The organism is Spirosoma pulveris, assembly GCF_054781875.1.
Genome location: NZ_BAAGTO010000006.1, coordinates 280,060 through 301,006 on the forward strand (window position 1 = coordinate 280,060; position 20,947 = coordinate 301,006).

Annotated in this window: 18 protein-coding genes; 13 read left to right on the forward strand and 5 right to left on the reverse strand. The window is 51.7% G+C overall.

Annotation, left to right across the window (positions count from 1 at the left end):
- Positions 1 to 38 precede the first annotated feature (38 nt).
- From ACYVJM_RS20840 to ACYVJM_RS20850, 3 genes are all read right to left on the reverse strand, one after another.
- Positions 39 to 329: a hypothetical protein gene (locus ACYVJM_RS20840; protein ID WP_461150163.1), complete on the reverse strand. Its 291-nt coding sequence runs from the start codon at positions 327 to 329 to the stop codon at positions 39 to 41.
- A 208-nt stretch (positions 330 to 537) separates the two neighbouring features.
- On the reverse strand, positions 538 to 2,067 hold the full coding sequence (gene gltX, locus ACYVJM_RS20845) for a glutamate--tRNA ligase (protein ID WP_461150164.1): 1,530 nt from the start codon (positions 2,065 to 2,067) through the stop codon (positions 538 to 540).
- 97 nt (positions 2,068 to 2,164) lie between these two features.
- Positions 2,165 to 2,533 (reverse strand): Rid family detoxifying hydrolase, encoded by a 369-nt coding sequence (locus ACYVJM_RS20850; protein ID WP_461150165.1) that lies wholly within the window; start codon positions 2,531 to 2,533, stop codon positions 2,165 to 2,167.
- A gap of 191 nt (positions 2,534 to 2,724) precedes the next feature.
- On the opposite strand from ACYVJM_RS20850, the gene ACYVJM_RS20855 reads away from it, so the two are divergent.
- From ACYVJM_RS20855 to ACYVJM_RS20890, 8 genes are all read left to right on the forward strand, one after another.
- Positions 2,725 to 3,903 carry an App1 family protein gene (locus ACYVJM_RS20855; RefSeq protein WP_461150258.1) on the forward strand — a complete coding sequence of 393 codons (1,179 nt, stop codon included), beginning with the start codon at positions 2,725 to 2,727 and terminating at the stop codon, positions 3,901 to 3,903.
- 99 nt (positions 3,904 to 4,002) lie between these two features.
- Positions 4,003 to 4,848 (forward strand): hypothetical protein, encoded by an 846-nt coding sequence (locus tag ACYVJM_RS20860; RefSeq protein WP_461150166.1) that lies wholly within the window; start codon positions 4,003 to 4,005, stop codon positions 4,846 to 4,848.
- 79 nt (positions 4,849 to 4,927) lie between these two features.
- The gene (locus ACYVJM_RS20865; RefSeq protein ID WP_461150167.1) at positions 4,928 to 5,506 is read left to right on the forward strand and encodes an RNA polymerase sigma factor; all 579 of its coding nucleotides are present in this window, start codon (positions 4,928 to 4,930) and stop codon (positions 5,504 to 5,506) included.
- Positions 5,487 to 7,070: a porin family protein gene (locus ACYVJM_RS20870; RefSeq protein ID WP_461150168.1), complete on the forward strand. Its 1,584-nt coding sequence runs from the start codon at positions 5,487 to 5,489 to the stop codon at positions 7,068 to 7,070. The genes ACYVJM_RS20865 and ACYVJM_RS20870 overlap by 20 nt, the downstream gene beginning before the upstream one ends.
- Before the next feature lie 75 nt (positions 7,071 to 7,145).
- Positions 7,146 to 7,658: a QcrA and Rieske domain-containing protein gene (locus ACYVJM_RS20875; RefSeq protein WP_461150169.1), complete on the forward strand. Its 513-nt coding sequence runs from the start codon at positions 7,146 to 7,148 to the stop codon at positions 7,656 to 7,658.
- Between the two features lie 84 nt (positions 7,659 to 7,742).
- Positions 7,743 to 8,426: a hypothetical protein gene (locus tag ACYVJM_RS20880; RefSeq protein ID WP_461150170.1), complete on the forward strand. Its 684-nt coding sequence runs from the start codon at positions 7,743 to 7,745 to the stop codon at positions 8,424 to 8,426.
- A 4-nt stretch (positions 8,427 to 8,430) separates the two neighbouring features.
- Positions 8,431 to 8,988: a YceI family protein gene (locus ACYVJM_RS20885; RefSeq protein ID WP_461150171.1), complete on the forward strand. Its 558-nt coding sequence runs from the start codon at positions 8,431 to 8,433 to the stop codon at positions 8,986 to 8,988.
- Between the two features lie 72 nt (positions 8,989 to 9,060).
- Positions 9,061 to 10,554 (forward strand): serine hydrolase, encoded by a 1,494-nt coding sequence (locus tag ACYVJM_RS20890; RefSeq protein ID WP_461150172.1) that lies wholly within the window; start codon positions 9,061 to 9,063, stop codon positions 10,552 to 10,554.
- A 52-nt stretch (positions 10,555 to 10,606) separates the two neighbouring features.
- On the opposite strand, the gene ACYVJM_RS20895 is transcribed toward ACYVJM_RS20890, so the two are convergent.
- Together ACYVJM_RS20895 and dnaN are read right to left on the reverse strand one after the other, a co-directional pair.
- Positions 10,607 to 11,833, reverse strand: coding sequence for a TCR/Tet family MFS transporter (locus ACYVJM_RS20895; RefSeq protein ID WP_461150173.1), 1,227 nt, complete (start codon positions 11,831 to 11,833; stop codon positions 10,607 to 10,609).
- Between the two features lie 114 nt (positions 11,834 to 11,947).
- The gene (gene dnaN / locus ACYVJM_RS20900) at positions 11,948 to 13,087 is read right to left on the reverse strand and encodes a DNA polymerase III subunit beta (protein ID WP_461150174.1); all 1,140 of its coding nucleotides are present in this window, start codon (positions 13,085 to 13,087) and stop codon (positions 11,948 to 11,950) included.
- Between the two features lie 145 nt (positions 13,088 to 13,232).
- Between dnaN and ACYVJM_RS20905 the strand changes: the two genes are divergently transcribed.
- The 5 genes from ACYVJM_RS20905 (at position 13,233) to ACYVJM_RS20925 (ending at position 20,749) form a co-directional block, all read left to right on the forward strand.
- A complete protein-coding gene (locus tag ACYVJM_RS20905) occupies positions 13,233 to 13,745 on the forward strand; it encodes a DUF2480 family protein (protein WP_461150175.1) in 513 nt (170 codons plus the stop codon).
- 252 nt (positions 13,746 to 13,997) lie between these two features.
- On the forward strand, positions 13,998 to 15,476 hold the full coding sequence (locus ACYVJM_RS20910) for a M48 family metalloprotease (RefSeq protein WP_461150176.1): 1,479 nt from the start codon (positions 13,998 to 14,000) through the stop codon (positions 15,474 to 15,476).
- A 207-nt stretch (positions 15,477 to 15,683) separates the two neighbouring features.
- Entirely contained in the window at positions 15,684 to 16,583 is a 900-nt protein-coding gene (locus ACYVJM_RS20915) for an ABC transporter ATP-binding protein (protein WP_461150177.1), read from the forward strand.
- 100 nt (positions 16,584 to 16,683) lie between these two features.
- Positions 16,684 to 17,043 carry a four helix bundle protein gene (locus ACYVJM_RS20920; protein WP_461150178.1) on the forward strand — a complete coding sequence of 120 codons (360 nt, stop codon included), beginning with the start codon at positions 16,684 to 16,686 and terminating at the stop codon, positions 17,041 to 17,043.
- Positions 17,044 to 17,101: 58 nt separating this feature from the next.
- Positions 17,102 to 20,749 (forward strand): ABC transporter permease/M1 family aminopeptidase, encoded by a 3,648-nt coding sequence (locus tag ACYVJM_RS20925; protein ID WP_461150179.1) that lies wholly within the window; start codon positions 17,102 to 17,104, stop codon positions 20,747 to 20,749.
- The last annotated feature ends 198 nt before the right edge of the window (positions 20,750 to 20,947 follow it).

The window sequence follows — 20,947 nt, forward strand, 5'->3', positions numbered from 1 at the left end:
AAAAAAAGCCCGACCGGGCTTTTTGGCAGGTCGGGCTTTTAGCGTTGATTGATGTCGTCGGGTAAATCGTTGTCCGTCTCATCGAAGAGGTGATCATCATCGGACTCCTCATCTTTCTCATCTTCATCCGGCTCGCCTTTTAGATTCAGGTCGGTACGGTGACGAAGTTTTTTGTCATCAACCGTTTTGTTCAGAAACTGATTGATCCGGTCAATGTCAAAACTCGTCGTGATCTCGCCGAATGAGTTTATCTGAATGTCGAAACCTTCAAGTTCTTTATGAACGCGGGGCTTATCATTCTCGTCAGGATTAGTTTTTTTCTTTGCCATGAGCTTCGTGGTTTAGGACAAACCTATAAGGTCTCAAAGACCGAAACCCCGGTTTGGCGTATAAGTTTAAAAAATTAAATGGATTCTGGTGCAGGTGGCAGGCTGGCGCGAGTATTTACTCGTGCCTTTAATTATGCAAGCATTCGCTTGCGTCAGTGAATACTGACTTCATAAAAAGGCACGGGCGAATGCCCGCGCCAGCTCAACCTTACCCCAGCGTCGACAGTGCTTTCTCCAGCCGGGCTACGGTTTCATCTTTACCAATGATTTCCATGGTTAGCATCAGGTCCGGACCCGCGCCGGAACCCGTGAGGGCAAGGCGCATAGCCTGCATGATTTTGCCCTGCTTGATACCCGCCTGCTGCATGGCATCGCCAAGGGTATGCTTGATGTTATCGGCCAGAAAATCGCCGGAAAAGGTTTGCAGTGCATCCCGGAAAACGGCTACTGCTTTCCGGGCATCGTCATTCCATTTGGCGGTTACGATGGCTTCGTCGTAAGTCGTTGGCGCGTTGAAGATTGTACCGGCTTCGGTAAAGATTTCGTGCGCGAAGTTGACGCGTCCTTTGAGCAGGGCCGTAATCTTCTCCGCCTTCTCCAAAGAACAGCTAAACCCCGCGGCTTCGGCCTGTTGCTGAACGGCAGGGGCCAGGTCGGCATCGGGTTGCAGACGAATGTACTGGTGGTTGAACCACTGCGCTTTCTGAATATCGAAACGCGCGCCCGCTTTGTGCACCTGCGCAATATCGAAGCTGGCAATCAACTCATCCATCGTAAACAGTTCCTGTTCTGTGCCGGGGTTCCAGCCCAGCAACGCCAGGAAGTTGATGGTAGCTTCGGGCAGGTAGCCATCTTCCCGAAATCCACGCGCCGTTACGCCCGTAAAGGGGTCGGTCCACTGGAGCGGGAAGATCGGAAAGCCGCCAAGGTCGGCATCGCGTTTGCTGAGTTTGCCATTGCCTTCGGGCTTCAGAAGCAAGGGCAGGTGAGCAAACTGCGGCATGGTATCTTCCCAGCCCAGATAACGGTACAATAACACGTGCAAGGGGGCCGAGGGCAACCACTCTTCACCCCGGATCACGTGCGTGATTTCCATCAGATGGTCGTCCACAATATTGGCGAGGTGGTAAGTTGGCAAGCCGTCAGATTTCAGCAGCACTTTATCATCGATGGCCGACGAATGTACATTTACCCAGCCCCGAATCATGTCGTTGAGCCGAACCTCCTCTTTGCGGGGTGTTTTCAGCCGGATTACAAACGGGTCGCCCGCGTCCATGCGTGCCTTCACGTCCTCGGGCTTCATGGTGAGGGAGTTGCGCATCTGCATCCGCGTGATGGCGTTGTACTGCGCTGCCGGTGCATTGGCTTCTTCGAGCCGTTTGCGCATGGCGTCCAGTTCTTCGGCCGTATCGAAGGCATAATAGGCTTTGCCCTCATCGACTAGCCGCTGGGCTTCTTTCTGGTAAATCGCCCTGCGTTCCGACTGGCGGTAAGGTGCGTGGGGGCCACCGGTACCCTGGCCCTCGTCAATTTCAATGCCTACCCATTTCAGGGATTCCAGAATGTACTCTTCGGCACCCGGTACGAAGCGGTTCTGGTCGGTATCTTCGATACGCAGGAGCATTTTGCCGCCCATTTTTCGGGCAAACAGGTAATTATAAAGCGCAGTACGCACTCCGCCAATGTGCAGCGGGCCGGTAGGGCTGGGCGCGAAACGAACGCGAACGGGTCTTGACATGAGAGTATGTAAAGAGTGAACGAGTGAACGAGCGAATAGCGCACCAGATCGCTGACGCGTCAGCCATTCTTTGGCTCTGTCGCCATTCGCTCGTTCACTATTGGACAGCTATTACTGAAATTTCAACGTTAACATCTTTAGGTAGCCGGGCTACTTCTACGGTTTCGCGGGCGGGTGGGTTTTCGGTGAAGAACCGGCCGTATACCTCGTTGATGGCCGCGAAGTTGTTCATGTCCTTCACGAAAATACTGCTCTTGACCACGTCGGGGTAATCCATCCCGGCGGCTTTCAGTATCGCACCGATATTTTCCATTACCTTTTGGGTCTCGGCCTGAATATTGCCGTTAGGGGCCAACTCAATGGCCACCTGACCCGATACGAAGAGGGTTCCGTTAATTTTAACGGCCTGACTGTATGGACCGATGGGAGCCGGGGCATCGTCGGTATAAACAATTTGTTTGCTCATGGTTTTTAATGATGAGTAGTCTACGCAGGGCAAATCGTGTAGTTACAGGAAAGATAACTGCTTGCTGGCTGCAGACTGACAAGTAAATTGGCTGCAAGTTATCACTAAACCCCCGGATGGCCGAAAATCGGACAGGCATCTTCGCAAAAACGATTCCCGGCACCGCAAAACCCCTTGATCAACTACAGAATATGGCTTTTTGGGATGATTTTCTAGAAAACGCATCAGCTGATGCTGAATCTCAGTTTGACCGGCTCAAGAGTCGGCTTTTTGGACGGCTTGATGCCAGTAAACCTTACCGCATTATTTATTACCGAGGGTTCGGCAGTCCAACGGCAGTCTGGCTGACGGGCCGCGTTTTACGTCAGCGGGATCTCAGTACACCCAGCGACCGGGACACATTTCTGCAAAATCTTCTGGCCACATACCAACGATTTGGTAGCCGGGAAGTGGCTGGCATACCTGTGCGTATTGAGGCTTTCGGGCAAACTCATACGGCTGTAACCAATGAAGACGGTTTCTTTGCGGTGACAATCAACCCACCTAATGATCTGCCACCAGGCCGGGCGTGGTTTCCGGTCCGCTATTCGCTGGACGGTGTTGAACAACCGGCAACTGATCTGAGTGAAGAACGCATGCCTGACGTGGCTCGGCCCAATATGGCCCAACCCGTTATGAAAGAAGGTCATTTGATGATTTCGCCCCCTTACAGCCAGTTTGGCGTTATTTCGGATATTGACGATACCGTACTTGTAACGGATGCGACCAATCTGTTGCAAACCGCCAGACTTACGTTTCTCGGAAATGCCTACACCCGGTTGCCGTTTGAGGGAATAGCCGCTTTTTATCGGGCGTTGCAGAGCGGGCCGGTTACGACCCTGTTCAATCCAATTTATTTCGTATCGAGCAGCCCCTGGAATCTGTACGATCTGCTGGTCGACTTTTTCCGCATCCAGGGTATTCCCAAAGGGCCTATTCTGCTGAGGGAGCTGGATCTCGGGGCTAAGTTGTTTTCATCTCAGGGTCATCATACGCACAAACTGTCCATGATTCGGAAAGTGCTGGACGTAAATCCTCAGTTGCCCTTTGTACTCATTGGCGATAGTGGACAGCAGGACCCCGAGATCTATGCACAAGTGGTGCGCGAAAATCCCGGCCGCATTCTGGCGGTGTACATTCGCGACGTAACCCCCGACCAGCGCGACGCGTCTGTACGCGAACTGATCCGAACCACCGAAGCGAGCAAGGTGCCCATGCTGCTGGTTGCCGATACCGTTGCTGCTGCCGAACATGCTGCGTCGCTGGGACTGATTGATCCCGACACCATCCCCGAAATCCGGGCCGATCGACGCGCCGACAAGGAAAGTTGATTTTTTTCGCAATCGACGCAACCTGTTTGGCAAACCGACCGTATTGACGAACGAACCGGTTCAACTGTTCTTTTTCCACCTTTTAACACAGTTGATAACATGAAACGAATCGTTTACGTCAACCCCTCCCTGGTTGCAGCGCTCCTATTGATCGTGGTCCTTTTTTCCTGTAAAGAAGAAAATCCGGCGGTTGTATCACCAGCTATTTCCCTGGCAACATCGTCCGTTGGCACCGTCATGACGGGCGAAGGAGGAAAAACGCTCTATTTCTACGCCGGTGATGCAGCCGGAGATGGCACCTGTACCGGCACTTGTAAGGATAACTGGCCCATTTTTTACAAAGAAGGGACAGATCTTACGCTGGGCACAGGTTTGAAAGTGAGTGATTTTGCTACGATTACGCGAGTGGATGGTAGTAAACAAACGACGTTCAAAGGCTGGCCGCTCTACTACTTTAAAAACGACGCCAAAGCTGGTGACGTCAGCGGTGATAAAGTAGGTAACGTATGGATGGCGGCAAAGACAAATTACACCGTCATGCTGGCTTCCCGGCAGTTGGTAGGTAATGATGGGAAAAATTATACATTTGATACCAAAGAGGGCGTCGGCAACTCGCTATTTTTAGTCGACAGTGTTGGACGAACTTTATATGCATTCGCTTTTGATAAGAAAAACGTAAATAAATACACCAAGGCAGATTTGAGTAACGATGCCACCTGGCCCATATTTGTGACGTCCACGATTGGCGAAGTTCCCTCAGTACTGGATAAAAACGACTTTAAAATCATCACCGCAGTAGGCAAATCACAGCTAACGTATAAAGGCTGGCCACTCTATTATTTTGGACCGGATCAGGGCATCAGAGGTAAAACTCTGGGCGTAAGTGTGCCGAGACCGGGTGTCTGGCCAGTGGTGAACAATACGTCGCCCGTTGCTCCGGATTAAGTGAGTTAAAGTAGTGCCATCCTCCTCACCGATTTACCAGTTGCCATTAGCCAAAAACTAAACTTTTTAATAGGTTACTTTGTCCAACGCACCTAACATACTTGCCTTGAATGACCTTCTGGCTGGCTGCTTGCGCAACCAGCGGAAAAGTCAGGAATTGCTCTACAAGCAGTTCTACGGCTATGCTATGAGTGTTTGTCTGCGCTACGCCCCCACTCGTGAGGGAGCGCTGGAAGTATTGAATGATGGATTTTTGAAGGTATTCACGCGATTGGACCAGTACGATTCTACGCAGCCGTTTAAAGGATGGCTTCGGCGAATTTTGATTAACGCGGCCATTGATCACTACCGACAGGAGGTGCGGCATCATAACCATGAAGCTGTAGAACAGGTTGAACAGACCGTAGCGACCGAATCGGCCGATGCCTTTGGGCAGCTGGCCCACGAAGAGCTGATGGGTCTTGTTCAGCGGCTGTCACCTGCCTATCGCCTAGTATTTAATTTGTATGTTATGGATGGATTCACGCACGAGGAAATTGCCGGTCAACTCGGTATTTCTGTAGGAGCGTCGAAGTCGAACCTGGCCCGGGCACGGGAAAACCTGCGCACGTTAGTAAAGCGCTTAAACAACGATGAGTATGTCAGAGCTAACCGATGACCAATTGGACGGGCTCTTCAGAAAGTCGGCTGAAGAGTTTGATCCACCATTTGACCCGGCGGCCTGGCAGGATATGAAAAGCCGGCTGGATGAGTACGATGGGACTGTGCCCGGTAAAACGCCACTTTGGAAGAATATTCTCCGATGGGGGGCGGCCGTTTCGCTGCTTTTATTGTTGATGTTTGGTAGTTACTATACCTACGATAGCGTTACCAATGGCCGGGATTCTTCATCGGTTGTGGCCGTTGTGCTGCCGCCCATGAATACCAGTGCGCCATTGGCTGGAACAATGCCGCCCACGCAGCAGCGATCTGTAAAGAGTAAAGTTTCGGAAGTCGGCTCCGAACAACGTCAATCGCCGGGTGTTTCGGGGCCGTCGGTTGAGAAGGATGATCAACCGGCTGCGCCGGAAACGTTGAAAACGCCGACCGCTTCCGGAGAAGCAAATGCAACGAAAGAGGAAAACCCTGCGTACGAAGTAAACAGCAGACGAGTCGGAGCGAACCGTGAAGAAACTACCCGCAACCGAACTATGCCTGCTGAGCGTATCCCGGCCACGGCAGTTGATACAAAACGGAGGAAACAGCGCACCGGAAAACCAGTAATTGAGTCGGTTTTCATCGGTAAGCGGCCTAAGTCGGGTCGTATTGACAACAACGCAAGCACTATCGTTGCCAACTCAAACTACCCGAAGATCACTTTGGGAGCATCATTGGAAACGAAACGGTCATCCGAACGCAATCGAACATTGGTATCTGTTGGTGTTGCAAGCACTAGTGAGTCTATTAACCAACCTAATGGAGTTCAAGCAGAAGCAGCCGGATTGTCAGTTATTAACGAATTGGCAATCCGGCCTGCAAACTGGCCTAAAGCGCTGCCTTTTACGGGTCGTGATCTGGTCGTTGCTTCTCCACCACCTTTGGCCGAGCCGAGTGTAGTACCTAAACCACCCGTAACGCACGAATTTAGTGTTCGATTTGCCGTAGCGCCCGATTTGAGTTCGGTAGGGTTGAAAAACTTCAGTCGGCCCGGTACAAACGTGGGGTTACTGCTGGAGTACCGGCTGGCTTCCCGCTGGAGTGTACAGGCCGGACTTATTCAAAGTACAAAAATCTACCAGGCGAAAGGGTCGGAATATACAGCTCCACCCGGTTCGTATGTAGACATGGTGAAGGCGAAACTAGGCAGTGTCGACGGTCGATGCAACATGTTCGACATCCCGATTAACCTTCGTTATGACGTGCTCTTACGGCCGAGAGAAACCGGACTATCGCCAACTCGCTGGTTTATAAGTGGTGGTGTAACAAGCTATTACATTAAACAGGAAGACTATGTATATAACTATACCGGCTATGTGCATAATGCGGTTTCGGAATGGAGTACCAAAACCGGCGGCTATGGCTTCAGTCAGTTAAACTTGTCTGTTGGCTATGAGCGGGCATTAACAAAACGCCTTTCGTGGCAGATAGAGCCTTTTATGAAAATGCCCCTAAAGGGTGTTGGCTTTTTCAAAATCGATTTGCTGAGCACCGGTACGTTTTTCTCAATCCGTTACAAACTTTAAAAGCGCACGCCCGATCAAAGCCTGACACGGCTGGTAATTATTGTTACTACACGAAATAAACCAAAGGACAACCCAATGAAAAGCAATCCAACAGCCGACCAAATGAATCGTGGTGAATTTCTGCGCAGCCTGGGCATGAGTAGTGCCGCCCTGATGGCGTTTTACTGCATGGGAACCACATTGAGTTCCTGCTCGTCGAAGGGCAGCGATGACCCTGCGCCGTCAACTCCTGTACCCAGCACGGGCATAACCGGTAATGCTGAGGTATCTAAGGGGGCTATCAACTTCACCTTGAGCCTGGGCGACACAAATTTCAGTAAGCTCAAAACCGCCGGGCAATATGTGCTGGTGGGAAGCCTGATCGTGGCCAGAACAGCCGCCGGGCAGTATGTTGCGCTGTCCAAAACCTGCACCCACGAAGGGACCGACGTACAGTACCGGTCGACCCAAAATGATTTTTACTGCACAAACCACGGCTCCGAGTTCAGCACTACGGGCGCTGTAGAGGTAGGCCCCGCTTCCCGGCCGCTAACGCAGTACAAAACCGCCCTGAGTACAGACGGAAACTCACTCACCGTTACCGCTTAACCGGTCTGATCACAAACGTAACCAACTTCTGAAAACCGGGTTGTCCGGTTTTCAGACCAATTACTAACTGATAAATCGTATCGGATGAGATATGTTTGTTTTGCCTTGCTGATGTGCCTCGGGGCAAGTACCCTGCGTGCTCAGGACTCGACAGCCATTCGGCGGGATACAACGATAACGCCCGCAACAGATGCTTCGGCGACTGATTTGCTGGCCGGTTTAAGCGACTCAACACAGTCGCAGCCTGAGCTGCTCCCCCATAAAATGATATTCACCCAGCGGGTATTCTGGGGACCCAGGGGATTGCTGCGTTCGATGAATGTGGCGCCCCTCTCGCCCGAAGGCCGCGCCCATGAATTGAAAATAAGGCGGACGATGCTCGTGGCGCACCAGATTGGCGGTTTTGTCACGCTGGCGGGTTTCATTGCGCAGGGCCTATTGGGAGCCAAACTCTACAATGCCAAAGGGCAGGACTATGTCGACACAAAAAAATGGCATGAGCGGTCGGCTACGTTTATCAATGTCACTTACGGTACAACGCTATTGCTCTCACTAACGGCCCCACCGCCGGTAATAGGTGCCCGGAAAGGGTTTACCTCCATCAAACTGCATAAATACCTGGCTATTGTTCACCTGACGGGTATGGTAGCTACCAATATTCTGGCGGGCATGATTCAGGATAATTCATCGCTTAAACCCTATCACCGGGCGGCTGCCTATACCACCTTTGGTGCGTATGCGGCTTCGGTTCTTGCCCTAACTTTCTAAGATCATGAATAATACAATCAAGTATAGCTGCTGGCTGGCTATCGGGCTTCTGTGTGCCTTTGTCAGTCCCATGGCCAAACGAAAGCTGGTGGCAGATAAAGCGTTGTCGACTGTGACTTACTCGGCCAAACACCCGCTGCACAAATGGGATGGAGTAAGCCACGACGTCAATTGCGCCGTTATTTACAACGACGAGACCAAGCAGCCCGAAACCGTGGCCGTCTCGCTGAAAGTGGCTTCGTTCGATAGTGACAACAACAATCGGGATTCGCACGCCATGGAGGTACTTGACGGGCTAAAGTTTCCGAATGTGACCTTTGTCAGTTCCGATATAAAGCCCGGTGAGAACGGGGCGCTGATTGCCAAAGGTACACTGACTTTCCATGGCGTAGCCAAACCCGCTACCTTGCAGGCAAGCCGGAAAGACGCGGGCGGAAAAATGACGTTGACGGGTGAATTTCCCGTAAACATGAGCGATCATAACATTGAGCGGCCATCCCTTATGGGCTTAAAAACCGAGGATGCGATGATTCTTAAGTTCAATGTCGTATTTGCTTTGTGAATATATTGCGTAGTCGGGGTTGGTTAGTTCATGTAAGCCCTCTTCGACTACGCACGCTATTCCGGGCTTTTTATGAGAAACCTACTTCTACTGTTTTTTGCCAGTACCGCGTTTACTGCTTTGGCGCAAAAGCAGCTCTCTCCCCAGCAGATTCAGGCATTCGATGCCTACGTAGAAGCCGCCCGTAAGGCCTGGCAAGTGCCGGGATTGTCCATTACGGTCGTTAAAGACAACAAGGTCATTTTCAAGAAAGGGTATGGCGTGCGGGAGCTTGGTAAGCCCGAACGCGTGGATACCCAAACGTTATTCGCCTGCGCATCGACCACTAAAGCCATGACCGTTGCGCTCATGGGGATACTGGTCGATGAAGGTAAACTTGCCTGGGATGACCCTGTTTCCAGATACCTGCCCGAACTCAAACTCTACGACCCCTACGTAACAAAATCGCTGCGTATCCGGGATTTGCTCATTCACGATACCGGCGTTGGCAGTACAGATTTCATGACCGGTGCCATGACCATTCCGGTCAATGAGATGTTCCGGCGGATGGAACTGGTGAAGCCAAGCTACCCCTTCCGGGCCGGATTTGTGTATCAGAACACCTTCTACTCGGCCGCTGGTCGAATCATTGAGCGGATCGAGGGGAAAACCTGGGCCGAAGCCATCCGGGAGCGTATCTTCCTGCCACTGGGCATGACCCGAACGGCACCCAAACGCGGATACATCACGGATAGCAACCTCACTAAACCTCATTTCAACATCAATGACACCATTACCGTAATCGATTACGGTGCCGATAGTGAAGTCGGCTCGGCGGGGGCGGTCTGGTCTTCGGCCGACGACATCAGCAAGTGGGTCATCTGCATGCTCGACAGTAGCAAGTACAAGGGTGGCCGTTTGTTGAAGCCCCAAACCTGGGCTGAAATTTTTACGCCCCAAACCTTTTTTCCGGAAGATGAATACCCAACCATGCAACTGCTGAAACCCAACTGGCGAACCTATGGGCTAGGCTGGTACCAGCATGACTACAAGGGACGGAAAGTGAATTTTCATACCGGTAGCCTCTCGGGACTGACGGCCATAACGGGGCAGCTACCGGACGAGAAACTGGGCGTTTTCGTCTTCGGAAATTACGACCATGCTGAACTTCGGCACGCGCTGATGTACAAAGCGTTCGACTGGTTCGCACTGGGCGGCACCCGCGACTGGAGCGCTGAATTCAAAAAGCTGTATTCAAAAATTAAACAGGAAGATAAGCAGGCGCGGGCGAATGCCGATGCCAGACGGGTATTGAATACAACCCCAACTTTACCGCTAGACCAGTATGCCGGAATATACAGCAGTCCCCTTTATGGAAACGCCGATGTCAGCGTTTCGGGTAATCGGTTAATGGTGAATATCAATGATAATGCTCTGAATGCCAGCCTTTCACATTGGCAATACGATGTGTTTTCTGGTCCCTATCAGAAAGCCTGGTATGGAAAAGCCAAAGCGAGGTTTAACGTAAGTGCATCGGGCCGGGTCGAATCGCTGACCTTTGACGGAATGGAGTTTAAGAAGCCGTGATGTTAAAAGTTAAAAATAGCAACCGTGGCACGCCTGCTATTCGCTTTTACAGTTAGTTGCTGGCAGCCAGACTGCGGTTTAACCCACGCCGGGACAGGATCGCGCTGATAACAACCAGTACCGACGCCAGGTAAAAGGGAGCACCCGGCAGGTAGACAGGCGCGGCTGGCGAGGTAAAGAAGGAGAATAGGTTCGTCATGATGAGCGGCCCGAAGATAGAGGTCGTGCTGGTCAGGCTGGTCAGTGCTCCCTGCAATTCGCCCTGTTCGTTGGCGGGCACCTGATTGGAGATAATACCCTGAATGGAAGGCCCGGCAATGCCGCCCATGGCATACACCATCATAAAGGCAAACATCATCCAGCTTTGCGTAGCAATGGCAAACAGCAAAAAACCAATGGCGCTGAACGTAAGGCCAATGTACACCGAACGCTGCGGTCCAAGTTTAGGGATGATAATTCGACTTAGTCCACCCTGTACGATGGCAAAAGAGAGACCGATGGCCGCCAGCGAGAGGCCAACGGTTTTTTCATCCCACTTGAATTTTTCCATGGAATAGAACGTCCAGGTACCCTGCACGGCAAATCCGGCAATGTACACCAGCACCAGCGAGGCTACCAGACCGAGGATAACGGGATACTTACCCAGCCGCATGAGTGAGCCAATGGGGTTGGCGCGTCGCCAGTCGAAAGGCCGCCGGTTTTCGGGGGCGAGCGATTCGGGCAGGATAAACAGGCCGTACAGAAAGTTGACCATGGTGAGGCCAGCGGCTACGAAGAACGGAACCCTGGGGCCATATTGGCCTAAGAAACCACCCGCTGCCGGGCCAAGAATGAAGCCAACGCCAAAGGCGGCTCCAATGAGACCGAAATTCTGTGCCCGCTTTTCCGGTGTGCTGATGTCGGCAATGTAAGCCGTTGCCGTCGTGAAGCTGGCTCCGGTAACCCCTGCCAGCAACCGCCCGATGAAGAGCCATTCGATGGTAGGTGCAAAACCCTGGAGAATGTAATCGAGCCCAAATCCAAATAACGAGAACAACAACACCGGTCTACGCCCGAAGCGATCACTCAGCCCGCCCAGTATCGGCGAAAAGAGAAACTGCATGGCGGCATACGAAAAGGACAGCCAGCCGCCCCAGCTTGCCGCCTGACTAATGTTGCCGTGAATGAGTTGTTCAATCAGTTTCGGAAAAACCGGAATGATAATGCCCAGCCCTGTAACATCAATGAGGAGCGTAATGAAAATGAAAACTAAGGCGGGAGCCGTGCGTTTGGAGGACATAGAAGTGTTAGGAGTGAGGAGTTAGGAGCGAGGAGTGAGGAGTTGCTGACGCATGCAAACAGACGCGTCAGTCCTCCTCACTCCTCGCTCCTAACTCCTCACTCCTTAAAAAAACTAAGCGTATGTGTTCAGCATTACTGGCATTACCAGCATCAGAATGTCTTCGTTTTCTTCTTTGTCGGCTGGGATGAGCAGACCGGCGCGGTTCGGTGCCGACATTTCGAGCGAGATCATTTTGGCGCTCAGGTTGCTCAGCACTTCGGCCATTAGCTTGGCGTTGAAACCGATTTCCATGGCGTCGCCTTCGTAGTCGCAGAGGAGCTTCTCGTTGGCTTCGTTGGAATAGTCGAGATCTTCGGCCGAGATGGTCAGCGAGTTGGCTTTGAGCGACAGCCGAATCTGGTGCGTGGTGCGGTTGGCGTAAATCATGATCCGCTTCAGCGAGTTGAGCAGATCCGTACGGCCAATGGTCATCACGTTCGGGTTGTTGGTCGGAATGGCGTTTTCGTAGTCGGGGAAACGCTCGTCGATCAGGCGGCAGATCAACTGTGTCGGACCGAACGTGAACGACGCATTCGCCTGACTGAACTCGGCCGTAACGGGTACGTTTTCGGGCAGCGATGCCTTCAGCAGTTGCAGAGCTTTGCGGGGAATAATGATCGACGTGCTGGCCGATGCGTTCAGGTCGGTTCGGCGGTAGCGAATGAGCCGGTGGCCGTCTGTGGCTACAAAGGTGGCGTTATCGTCGTTCAGTTGCAGGAGTACGCCCGTCATAGCCGGACGCAGGTCGTCGGTGCTGGTGGCGAAAACCGTGTTATTGATGGCGCTGAGCAACACATCCGACGTCATATCGACCGACATGTTTTTGTTCACCGTCGGCAGTTTCGGGAAGTCGATCGGGTTTTCGCCGGAGAGCTTATAGCGGCCGTTGTCGGTGAGGATTTCGGTACCGAAGGTATCGGTGTCGATATTCACGGTAACGGGCTGCTCGGGCAGGCTGCGGAGCGTATCCAGCAATAATTTGGCCGGAATGGCAATGGAGCCGCTCTCGCTGGCTTCAACCGGAATCTGCGTGGTCATGGTTGTTTGCAGATCCGACGCCGTTACGGTGAGTGTGCCCCCCGTTAAGCCATCCCCAACGTCGATACGAAAGAGGAAGTTTTCGAGGATAGGGACAATCGGATTCGTTGCCACGACGCCGTTGATATGCTGCAGATTTTTTAGCAGGACAGACGAGGAAACTATAAATTTCATGTACGAAATGTCTAAAGGATGTGTTGTCTATATGAGAACAAAAGTAGCAAAAATTACCGAGTCTTAAGGTGGTTATTTTCAAACGGTAGGTAGCGTGGAACGGCTGGCTACGAACGACTGTTTACGGGGTATTATCGGTAAAACTATGGAAGCTGAAATTGTTAATCGCGTCGCTAACAGCGGCCTTGTCACGCTTGATTTAGAGGAGTATTATCACCCTGGCGAGCGGGTCGTCTACGATTTGAAAGACAACCTGTTTATGGGGTTAATTCTGAAAGAGAAAGACTTTCGGGCTTTCTTGAAAGAGCACGACTGGAGCCAGTATACGGGCAAAAACGTGGCCATCACCTGTACGGAAGATGCCATTGTACCTACCTGGGCGTATATGTTGCTGACCTTGCAGTTACAGCCGTTCGCCAATACGATCGTGTTCGGTAATCTGGCTGATCTGGAGGAAAAGCTGTATTACGACGCCATTGCAAAAATCAATCCTGAAGATTACCGGGATGTGCGTGTGGTCATAAAAGGATGCTCCAAAGTACCCGTGCCTACCGCGGCCTACGTAGAGATCACGCGGATACTTCGCCCCGTTGCCCAGAGCCTGCTCTTCGGCGAGCCATGTAGCACGGTGCCGTTGTATAAGCGCCCGAAAGTGTAGGGTAGTTGAGTTGGCGCGGGCGTTTACCCGTGCCTTTACATGAAGTCAGTATGCACAGACGTCAGCGAATGCTGACTTAATAAGAGGCACGGGTCAATGCCCGCGCCAGTAGATCGACTCGCGTCAGCCTAAACATTAAAGCTACATTAAAACAAAGTACGTGCCGTTCTTAGTTTATGGGAAGTATACTATTAATTCGCGTGGGATTACCATGTGAATGCGTAAGCCATCTTCACCTAAATTTCACTACGAATGAGTACAACATCTTTTTCTTACCGTTTTTACTTACTGATTGCCTTGGTTATCGCTTCCGGTTGCGCCCGGAATCCGGTTACGGGGAAGCGCGAAATAAGCCTGATGTCGACCGAGCAGGAAATTGCTCTTGGGAAAGAATCACACCCTTCGGTCGTCTCGACGATGGGGTTGTATGAGAACAAGAACCTTCAGGCATTTATGAATGAGAAGGGTAAGGCTATGGCTAAGATTTCACATCGGCCTGATCTGCCTTACCAGTTTTACATCGTCGATTCGCCCATTGTCAATGCCTTTGCTGTGCCGGGCGGATATGTCTATTTCACACGCGGTATTCTGGCTCACTTCAACAACGAAGCGGAGTTTGCCGGGGTTCTTGGCCACGAGATAGGCCATATCACCGCCCGCCATGCCGCCCGCTCGCAGAAAAGCCAGTTGCTGAGCACCATTGCACTGATTGGCGGGGCCGTTCTGGCTCCTCAGGTCGTTGGTCAGAACATGGAAGCCCTTCAGCAGGGATTAGGCCTGTTATCCCTCAAGTACAGTCGCGATCATGAGTCGGAGTCCGATAAACTCGGCGTCGAATATTCCAGCAAAATTGGCTACGACGCCAACCAGATGGCGGATTTCTTTAACACACTCAAACGCATTTCGGAGAGTTCGGGACAGGCCGTGCCGCAGTTTATGTCGACCCACCCTGATCCCGGTAATCGCTACACGCGGGTACATGAACTGGCCAAAGAGTATCAGGCTAAAAACCCGGCTAATTACCAGGTTGATCGTGACCGATACCTGCGGCTGATCGACGGAATCATGTATGGCGAAGACCCTAAACAGGGCTTTGTCGAGAATGGACAGTTTTACCATCCCGAGCTACGGTTTCAGTTTCCGGTACCCAGCGGCTGGCAGTCTCAGAATTCACCCAGCCAGTTTCAGATGGCCGCTAAAGACGGAAAATCGGCTATGATCCTGATGTTGGCGAAAGGCAATTCGCTGGATGAAGCGGCCCAGAATCTGGTGAAAGAATTAAGTTTGAATGTGTTGGAGAACAGTAAAACGACTATCAACGGCAACCCGGCCTACGTGCTTATTTCCCGGCAGCAGCAACAACAGCAACAGGGCCAGCCGCAGCAACAGCAGGACCCCAAAACGGCCCTCCAGATCGGTACCTGGCTGATTCAGTACAACAATGCCGTTTACGCGCTGCATGGCCTGTCCAGCGGAGCCGATTTCAACAGTTCGTTCGGGACGTTCAAGCAGGTTGCCGGAAATTTTCGTTCACTCACCGATTCGGATAAGCTCAATCGGAAACCGGAACGTGTTTTCGTTAAAACGGCACCACGCGATGGTTCCTTTCGGGATGTCGTAACGGCTTTGGGCATGCCCACCAGTCGGGTTGACGAACTCGGTGTACTTAACGGGCTCAAAGCAGATGATCGGGTAGCACGAGGGACTTTGGTTAAGGTTATCAGCCGATAAGAGAAGACAATCGATAGCTTTATTGAGCTACCTATAGACCGGACGGATTCAGCCCGTCAACAAGAAAGCTTCACTCACGGGTGAGGCTTTTTTGTTTCCTTTTAGCCCTAATACTAACCGTCTTCAACTGTTTGGTTTTGGGTTTTGATTGCTTTTAACTTATTTGGTAACTATTCCTTTGAACCAATTAGTTAGCCCCCTTTCCGTATGCAACTCGAAATCAGAGACCTTACAAAAACATATTCTAACGGTGTACGGGCGTTGAAAGGCGTCAACCTGACTATCTCGCAGGGGATGTTTGGCTTGCTGGGTCCCAACGGGGCCGGAAAATCGAGCCTTATGCGTACCATTGCCACCTTACAGGAGGCCGACAGCGGTTCTGTTCACTTGACCGGCGTTACGGGTGAAGACCTGAATGTGTTGACCCAAAAAGATGCCGTGCGCCGTGTACTAGGCTATCTGCCGCAGGAGTTTGGCGTATACCCGAGGGTAACGGCCGAAACCATGCTCGACCATATTGCCACACTAAAAGGAGTTGCCAACGGCCGCGAGCGTAAAGCTATTGTGGAAGGGTTGCTGCAAAAAGTGAACCTGTATCAGGTGCGCAAGAAGAATCTCGGTACTTTTTCGGGTGGGATGAAACAACGTTTTGGTATTGCCCAGGCCCTGATCGGTAATCCCCGGCTCATCATCGTCGATGAACCCACCGCCGGGCTGGACCCCGCCGAGCGCAACCGCTTTCATAACCTGTTGTCCGAAATTGGGGAGAATACCATCGTGATCCTGTCGACGCATATCGTGGAGGATGTCACGAACCTGTGCTCCGACATGGCCATTATCTGCCTCGGCGAAGTGGTGGCCGCCGGGAACCCGAATGATTTGGTCAATGATCTGAAAGGGAAAATCTGGCAAACCTCCGTCGAAAAATCGGAGATAGAAACGTACCGCCAGCAGCACCGCATTATTTCCGCCCAGCTCAAAGGCGGGAAAACGCGGCTCCATGCGTACAGTGATCTCCCGTTGTCCGGCTTCGACCCCGTCACGCCCGATCTTGAAGATGTGTACTTCGCCAAGATTACGGAGAAGATGGAAGCGGTTACCGTTTAGGAGTTGGGAGGTAGGAGTGAGGAGTTAGGAGGGAGTGCAACTCTAATCACTCGCGTATCAGGTAACCGTATATGATCCACCTTTTAAAACTTGTATTCACATGGAAAAAACAAAGCATTTCAACGAGTTGGTCGTTTGGCAAAAGTCGCACCAATTTGTTCTGGATATATATAAACTGACAAAGCAGTTTCCCAAAGAAGAGGTATTCGGGTTGACGTCCCAACTCAGGCGTAGTGCGGTATCGGTACCCGGTAATATTGCTGAAGGTTATCGCAAGCGGACAATTCCGGATAAGGCAAAATTCCTGAATACGGCACAGGGGTCGCTGGATGAGTCGCTGTACTACCTTATTTTGGCTCATGATCTGGAGTACGCTGACACTAACGCTCTTCAGGCTGATTTGGAAGAAATAGCACGTATGTTAAACGCCTATTACACGGCTATAAATAACCAGCGTTAGGTACCGGGGAGACAACTCCTCTCTTCTCGCTCCTACCTCCTAACTCCTTGTAATCCCCATGTTCCCCGCAATCTTCAAATTCGAACTGGCGTACCGGCTCAAGCGACCTGCTACGTACTTGTATGCCCTGATTTTATTCCTATTTACGTTCCTTTTCGTCATCTATGGCAGTGGTCCCGCATCGGAGAAAACGAATGTCAATTCGCCATATGCCGTCAGTCAGTTTGTTGTCGTGATGACCATTTTTGGGATGCTCATCGCGTCGGCTATTATGGGCGTACCCGTTTACCGCGACATTGAGCACAACACGAAGAACTACTTTTTTACCTTCCCTATCACCGAAAAAGGCTACGTGCTGGGGCGGTACATGGGGTCTTTTGTGGTGCTGCTGGGCGTTATGGCCGTTGGGTTACTGGGTATCGTGATCGGATCCATGCTGGGGCCAGTCTTTAATCTGGCTAACAATACCGAACGCTTCGGACCCATTCGGTTTCGCGATTATGTTTACCCCTTTCTGGTGTTCGTCGTGCCGAATATGTTCCTGGTTGGTAGTATCTTCTTTGCGCTCGTAGCCTTCTCGCGGCAAGTGTTTTCGACCTATGCAGGGAGTATCTTACTCTTTATTGCCTACTTGCTGGGGTCGACGCTATCGCAGGATATTGATAACAAACAGCTCGTTAATCTTATGGACCCCTTCGGTACCTTTGCCTACGATGCCGCTACCAAATACTGGTCGCCGGTGGAGCAAAATACATTGCTGGCTCCGTTGGAGGGCGATCTGCTGACTAACCGGCTCATCTGGTTCGGGGTGGCACTGCTCGTCTTTCTGGTAACCCTGTTCCGGTTTGACTTCTCGCGTTTTCTGGCCGTCAAACTAGGCAAAGCTTCGAAAGACGATGTCGCGACGAAAGGTGCTCCCTCACTGGCGAGTCTGCCCGTTGTTACGCCCGTTTTTCAGGTAGGCACCTACGTTCGGCAGATGTTCCGGCAGGCGCGTATCGAATTCGCCAACATCGTTCGCGATCCGTACTTCATTGCTATTTTGCTGGGAGCCGTGCTGTTTTTATTTCTGGACGGCTGGTTCGGCACTGAAATTTACGGCACCCCCTCGCTGCCAACAACCTACTCTATGCTTGAAGCGCGAAACGGCACGTTCTTCTTCTTCGTGCTGGTTGTCATCATCTTCTACACGGGCGAGGTGGTTCACCGCGATAAGGTGGTTCATTACGATACCATCGCCGATGCACTGCCCGTGCCCGACTGGATGAATTACGGAGCCAAATTGCTGTCGATGACCTATATATGCCTGCTGCTCTGTGGCCTTATTCTGGTGTCGGGTGTGTTGAACCAGACGGTGAAAGGGTATTTTAATTACGAATTTTCGCTCTACCTCCGAGACTTGCTGGGTATCGCCTTCACGCAATACTTCCAACTGGTGATGCTGGCATTTTTTGTGCATACCATGGTCAACCAGAAGTTTGTGGGGCATATCGTTACGCTGGCGGTGTATATCGTTATCTGGGCGGTACCTCTGTTTGCTGATTTCAATTACCGGCTGGCCATTCCCTTTTCGGGCGGGAGCGTTCAAATTTCGGACATGAACGGATTTGGGCATTACCTGGCCAGCATTGGCTCATTCCGCCTGTACTGGTATGCGTTTGGCGGCTTGCTGCTGGTGCTGGCCCTGTGGTTCTGGAACCGGGGTGCCGACACCAGTTTCAAAGCCCGATGGCAACTGGCCCGACAGCGCATGGGGCGCGGCTCGATGGTGTTATTCGCGGTACTCCTGCTCGCCTTCGTGAGCATGGGAGCCTGGATTTATACCAACGTGAGCGTGAAGAACAAGTATTACTCCATTGACGAGCAACGGGAACAGCAGGCCACTTTTGAAAAAGTATATCACAAGTTTGCTAATGTGCTGCAACCAAAAATTACCAGTGCGAAGGTGAACGTCGATATCTATCCAGAAGAGTTTAAAGCCGTGGCGACGGGACGTTTTTTGATGGTTAATAAAGGGGATAAACCCATCGACTCGCTGCATCTAACCATCCCGACGGATAACTTCCATCGGCAACTGACGAGGTTTACGGTCGATGGCAAAGCGCCCAAACAGGTGTTAAACGACGCGAAGTTGGGGTACTTTATCTATCAGTTGCCCAAGCGGATGAATCCAGGCGATACGGCGCACCTCGATATGGCGGTATCCGGCGAATACGTCGGTTTTACCAATAGTGGCGACCAGCGCGGTGTGATAGCCAACGGTACATTCTTCAACGTGGGTATATTTCCCTCCTTTGGCTACGATCAGGATGGCGAATTGAGCAGCGATAAATACCGGAAGAAATATGGCCTGCCCATAAAACAATGGGCCTTACCAGCACAAAATGACCCGGCTGGCCTGCGTGACTTCCTGTTTACGGACGATGCCGACTGGGTCACGTTTGAAGGCACCATCTCGACCTCGCCCGACCAGACGGCCATCATGCCCGGCGAACTGCTGAAAACCTGGACGAAGAACGACTCGAATGGCAAACCGCGTAAATACTTCCAGTACAAGCTCCCCGGCTTCTCCGATTATTTTTTCAGTATGTGTTCCGCCCGATATGGTGTTATGCGCGACAAATGGACTGGAGCCGATGGGAAGACTGTCACCCTGGAAATCTATCATCATCCCGGCCACAATAGAAACCTTAACCGGTTTATGGCCAGTATGAAGGCGTCGTTGGCCTACTATACAAAAAACTACGCGCCATATCCGTATCCGGTATTGCGGGTACTGGAGTTTCCGCGTTATGCTAGTTTCGCCCAGTCCTATCCAACCACAGTTCCCTATTCGGAAGAGTTTGGCTGGGTGGGTGACTTCCACGATCCAAACAAAACGGATTACGCTTTTTTTGTAACGGCTCATGAAGTGGCCCACCAGTGGTGGGGCCACCAGATCATGCCCAGCCGGACACGCGGAGCCAACCAGATATCCGAAACCATGGCTGAATATTCGGCGCTGATGGTGATGAAGCAGCGATATGGTGCTGATGCCATGCCGAAATTTCTAAAGTATAGCCTGGATCAGTATCTGCGTGGTCGGGCCAATGAAGACAAGTTTGAAGCGAACGTACTCGATAACGATACCCGCGCCTATATCTGGTATCAGAAAGCCTCGATTCTGATGTACGCCCTGCAAGACTACATTGGTGAAGATCGGGTCAACAAGGCCATGAACGACTACATGAAAGCGGCCCGTTTCCGGCAGAAAGCCCCATTCACCACCTCACTCGAATGGTACAGTTTCCTCAAAGCCGCTACTCCTGATTCGCTCAAACCCTGGCTGACGGATAACTTCGAGAAGCTCACGCTCTACGACAACCGCATCACCAAAGCCGAAGCCAGGTCCATTGGCTTCGGCCAGTATAAAGTTACCCTGCACGTACGAACGGCCACCGAATACTACGACAAAGCAGGTAAGGAGATCAGTAAAGGGAAAGGCCCCGTCATTGCCGATATTGCCGTGCTGACCGACGATAGCAAGAACAAAGATGGACTAACCACCAAAGTGCCGCTCCTGCTCCAGAAACGCAGCTTAACCCCCGGCGAACACGTGATTGAGGTAACCGTTAAAGGCAAACCTGTGAAGGCGGGCATCGACCCGTACAACAAATTGATCGACCGCGTTTCGGACGATAACCTGGTAAACGTAGAGATGCTGTAAGTCTCGGCAGACCGGTCGTCTATAAGGTACTGGTGTTGTCATGCTCAATTGCCCGTGACCCTATCGGTAACGGGCAATTTTGGTTAATGCCTATATAAACGCGTATTTTGGCATACGTTAAACAAGCTGTTATGTTACGCTCGCTCGAAATCCGAAACTACCGCAACTTCCGCCAAAGCCTATGGGAACAGCTTTAAC

Bases quoted from the DNA above. Each gene is read 5' to 3' on its own strand.
- ACYVJM_RS20840 (WP_461150163.1), bottom strand. From the start codon at position 329: ATGGCAAAGAAAAAAACTAATCCTGACGAGAATGATAAGCCCCGCGTT.
- gltX (WP_461150164.1), bottom strand. From the start codon at position 2,067: ATGTCAAGACCCGTTCGCGTTCGTTTCGCGCCCAGCCCTACCGGCCCG.
- ACYVJM_RS20850 (WP_461150165.1), bottom strand. From the start codon at position 2,533: ATGAGCAAACAAATTGTTTATACCGACGATGCCCCGGCTCCCATCGGT.
- ACYVJM_RS20855 (WP_461150258.1), top strand. From the start codon at position 2,725: ATGGCTTTTTGGGATGATTTTCTAGAAAACGCATCAGCTGATGCTGAA.
- ACYVJM_RS20860 (WP_461150166.1), top strand. From the start codon at position 4,003: ATGAAACGAATCGTTTACGTCAACCCCTCCCTGGTTGCAGCGCTCCTA.
- ACYVJM_RS20870 (WP_461150168.1), top strand. From the start codon at position 5,487: ATGTCAGAGCTAACCGATGACCAATTGGACGGGCTCTTCAGAAAGTCG.
- ACYVJM_RS20875 (WP_461150169.1), top strand. From the start codon at position 7,146: ATGAAAAGCAATCCAACAGCCGACCAAATGAATCGTGGTGAATTTCTG.
- ACYVJM_RS20880 (WP_461150170.1), top strand. From the start codon at position 7,743: ATGAGATATGTTTGTTTTGCCTTGCTGATGTGCCTCGGGGCAAGTACC.
- ACYVJM_RS20885 (WP_461150171.1), top strand. From the start codon at position 8,431: ATGAATAATACAATCAAGTATAGCTGCTGGCTGGCTATCGGGCTTCTG.
- ACYVJM_RS20890 (WP_461150172.1), top strand. From the start codon at position 9,061: ATGAGAAACCTACTTCTACTGTTTTTTGCCAGTACCGCGTTTACTGCT.
- ACYVJM_RS20895 (WP_461150173.1), bottom strand. From the start codon at position 11,833: ATGTCCTCCAAACGCACGGCTCCCGCCTTAGTTTTCATTTTCATTACG.
- dnaN (WP_461150174.1), bottom strand. From the start codon at position 13,087: ATGAAATTTATAGTTTCCTCGTCTGTCCTGCTAAAAAATCTGCAGCAT.
- ACYVJM_RS20905 (WP_461150175.1), top strand. From the start codon at position 13,233: ATGGAAGCTGAAATTGTTAATCGCGTCGCTAACAGCGGCCTTGTCACG.
- ACYVJM_RS20910 (WP_461150176.1), top strand. From the start codon at position 13,998: ATGAGTACAACATCTTTTTCTTACCGTTTTTACTTACTGATTGCCTTG.
- ACYVJM_RS20915 (WP_461150177.1), top strand. From the start codon at position 15,684: ATGCAACTCGAAATCAGAGACCTTACAAAAACATATTCTAACGGTGTA.
- ACYVJM_RS20920 (WP_461150178.1), top strand. From the start codon at position 16,684: ATGGAAAAAACAAAGCATTTCAACGAGTTGGTCGTTTGGCAAAAGTCG.
- ACYVJM_RS20925 (WP_461150179.1), top strand. From the start codon at position 17,102: ATGTTCCCCGCAATCTTCAAATTCGAACTGGCGTACCGGCTCAAGCGA.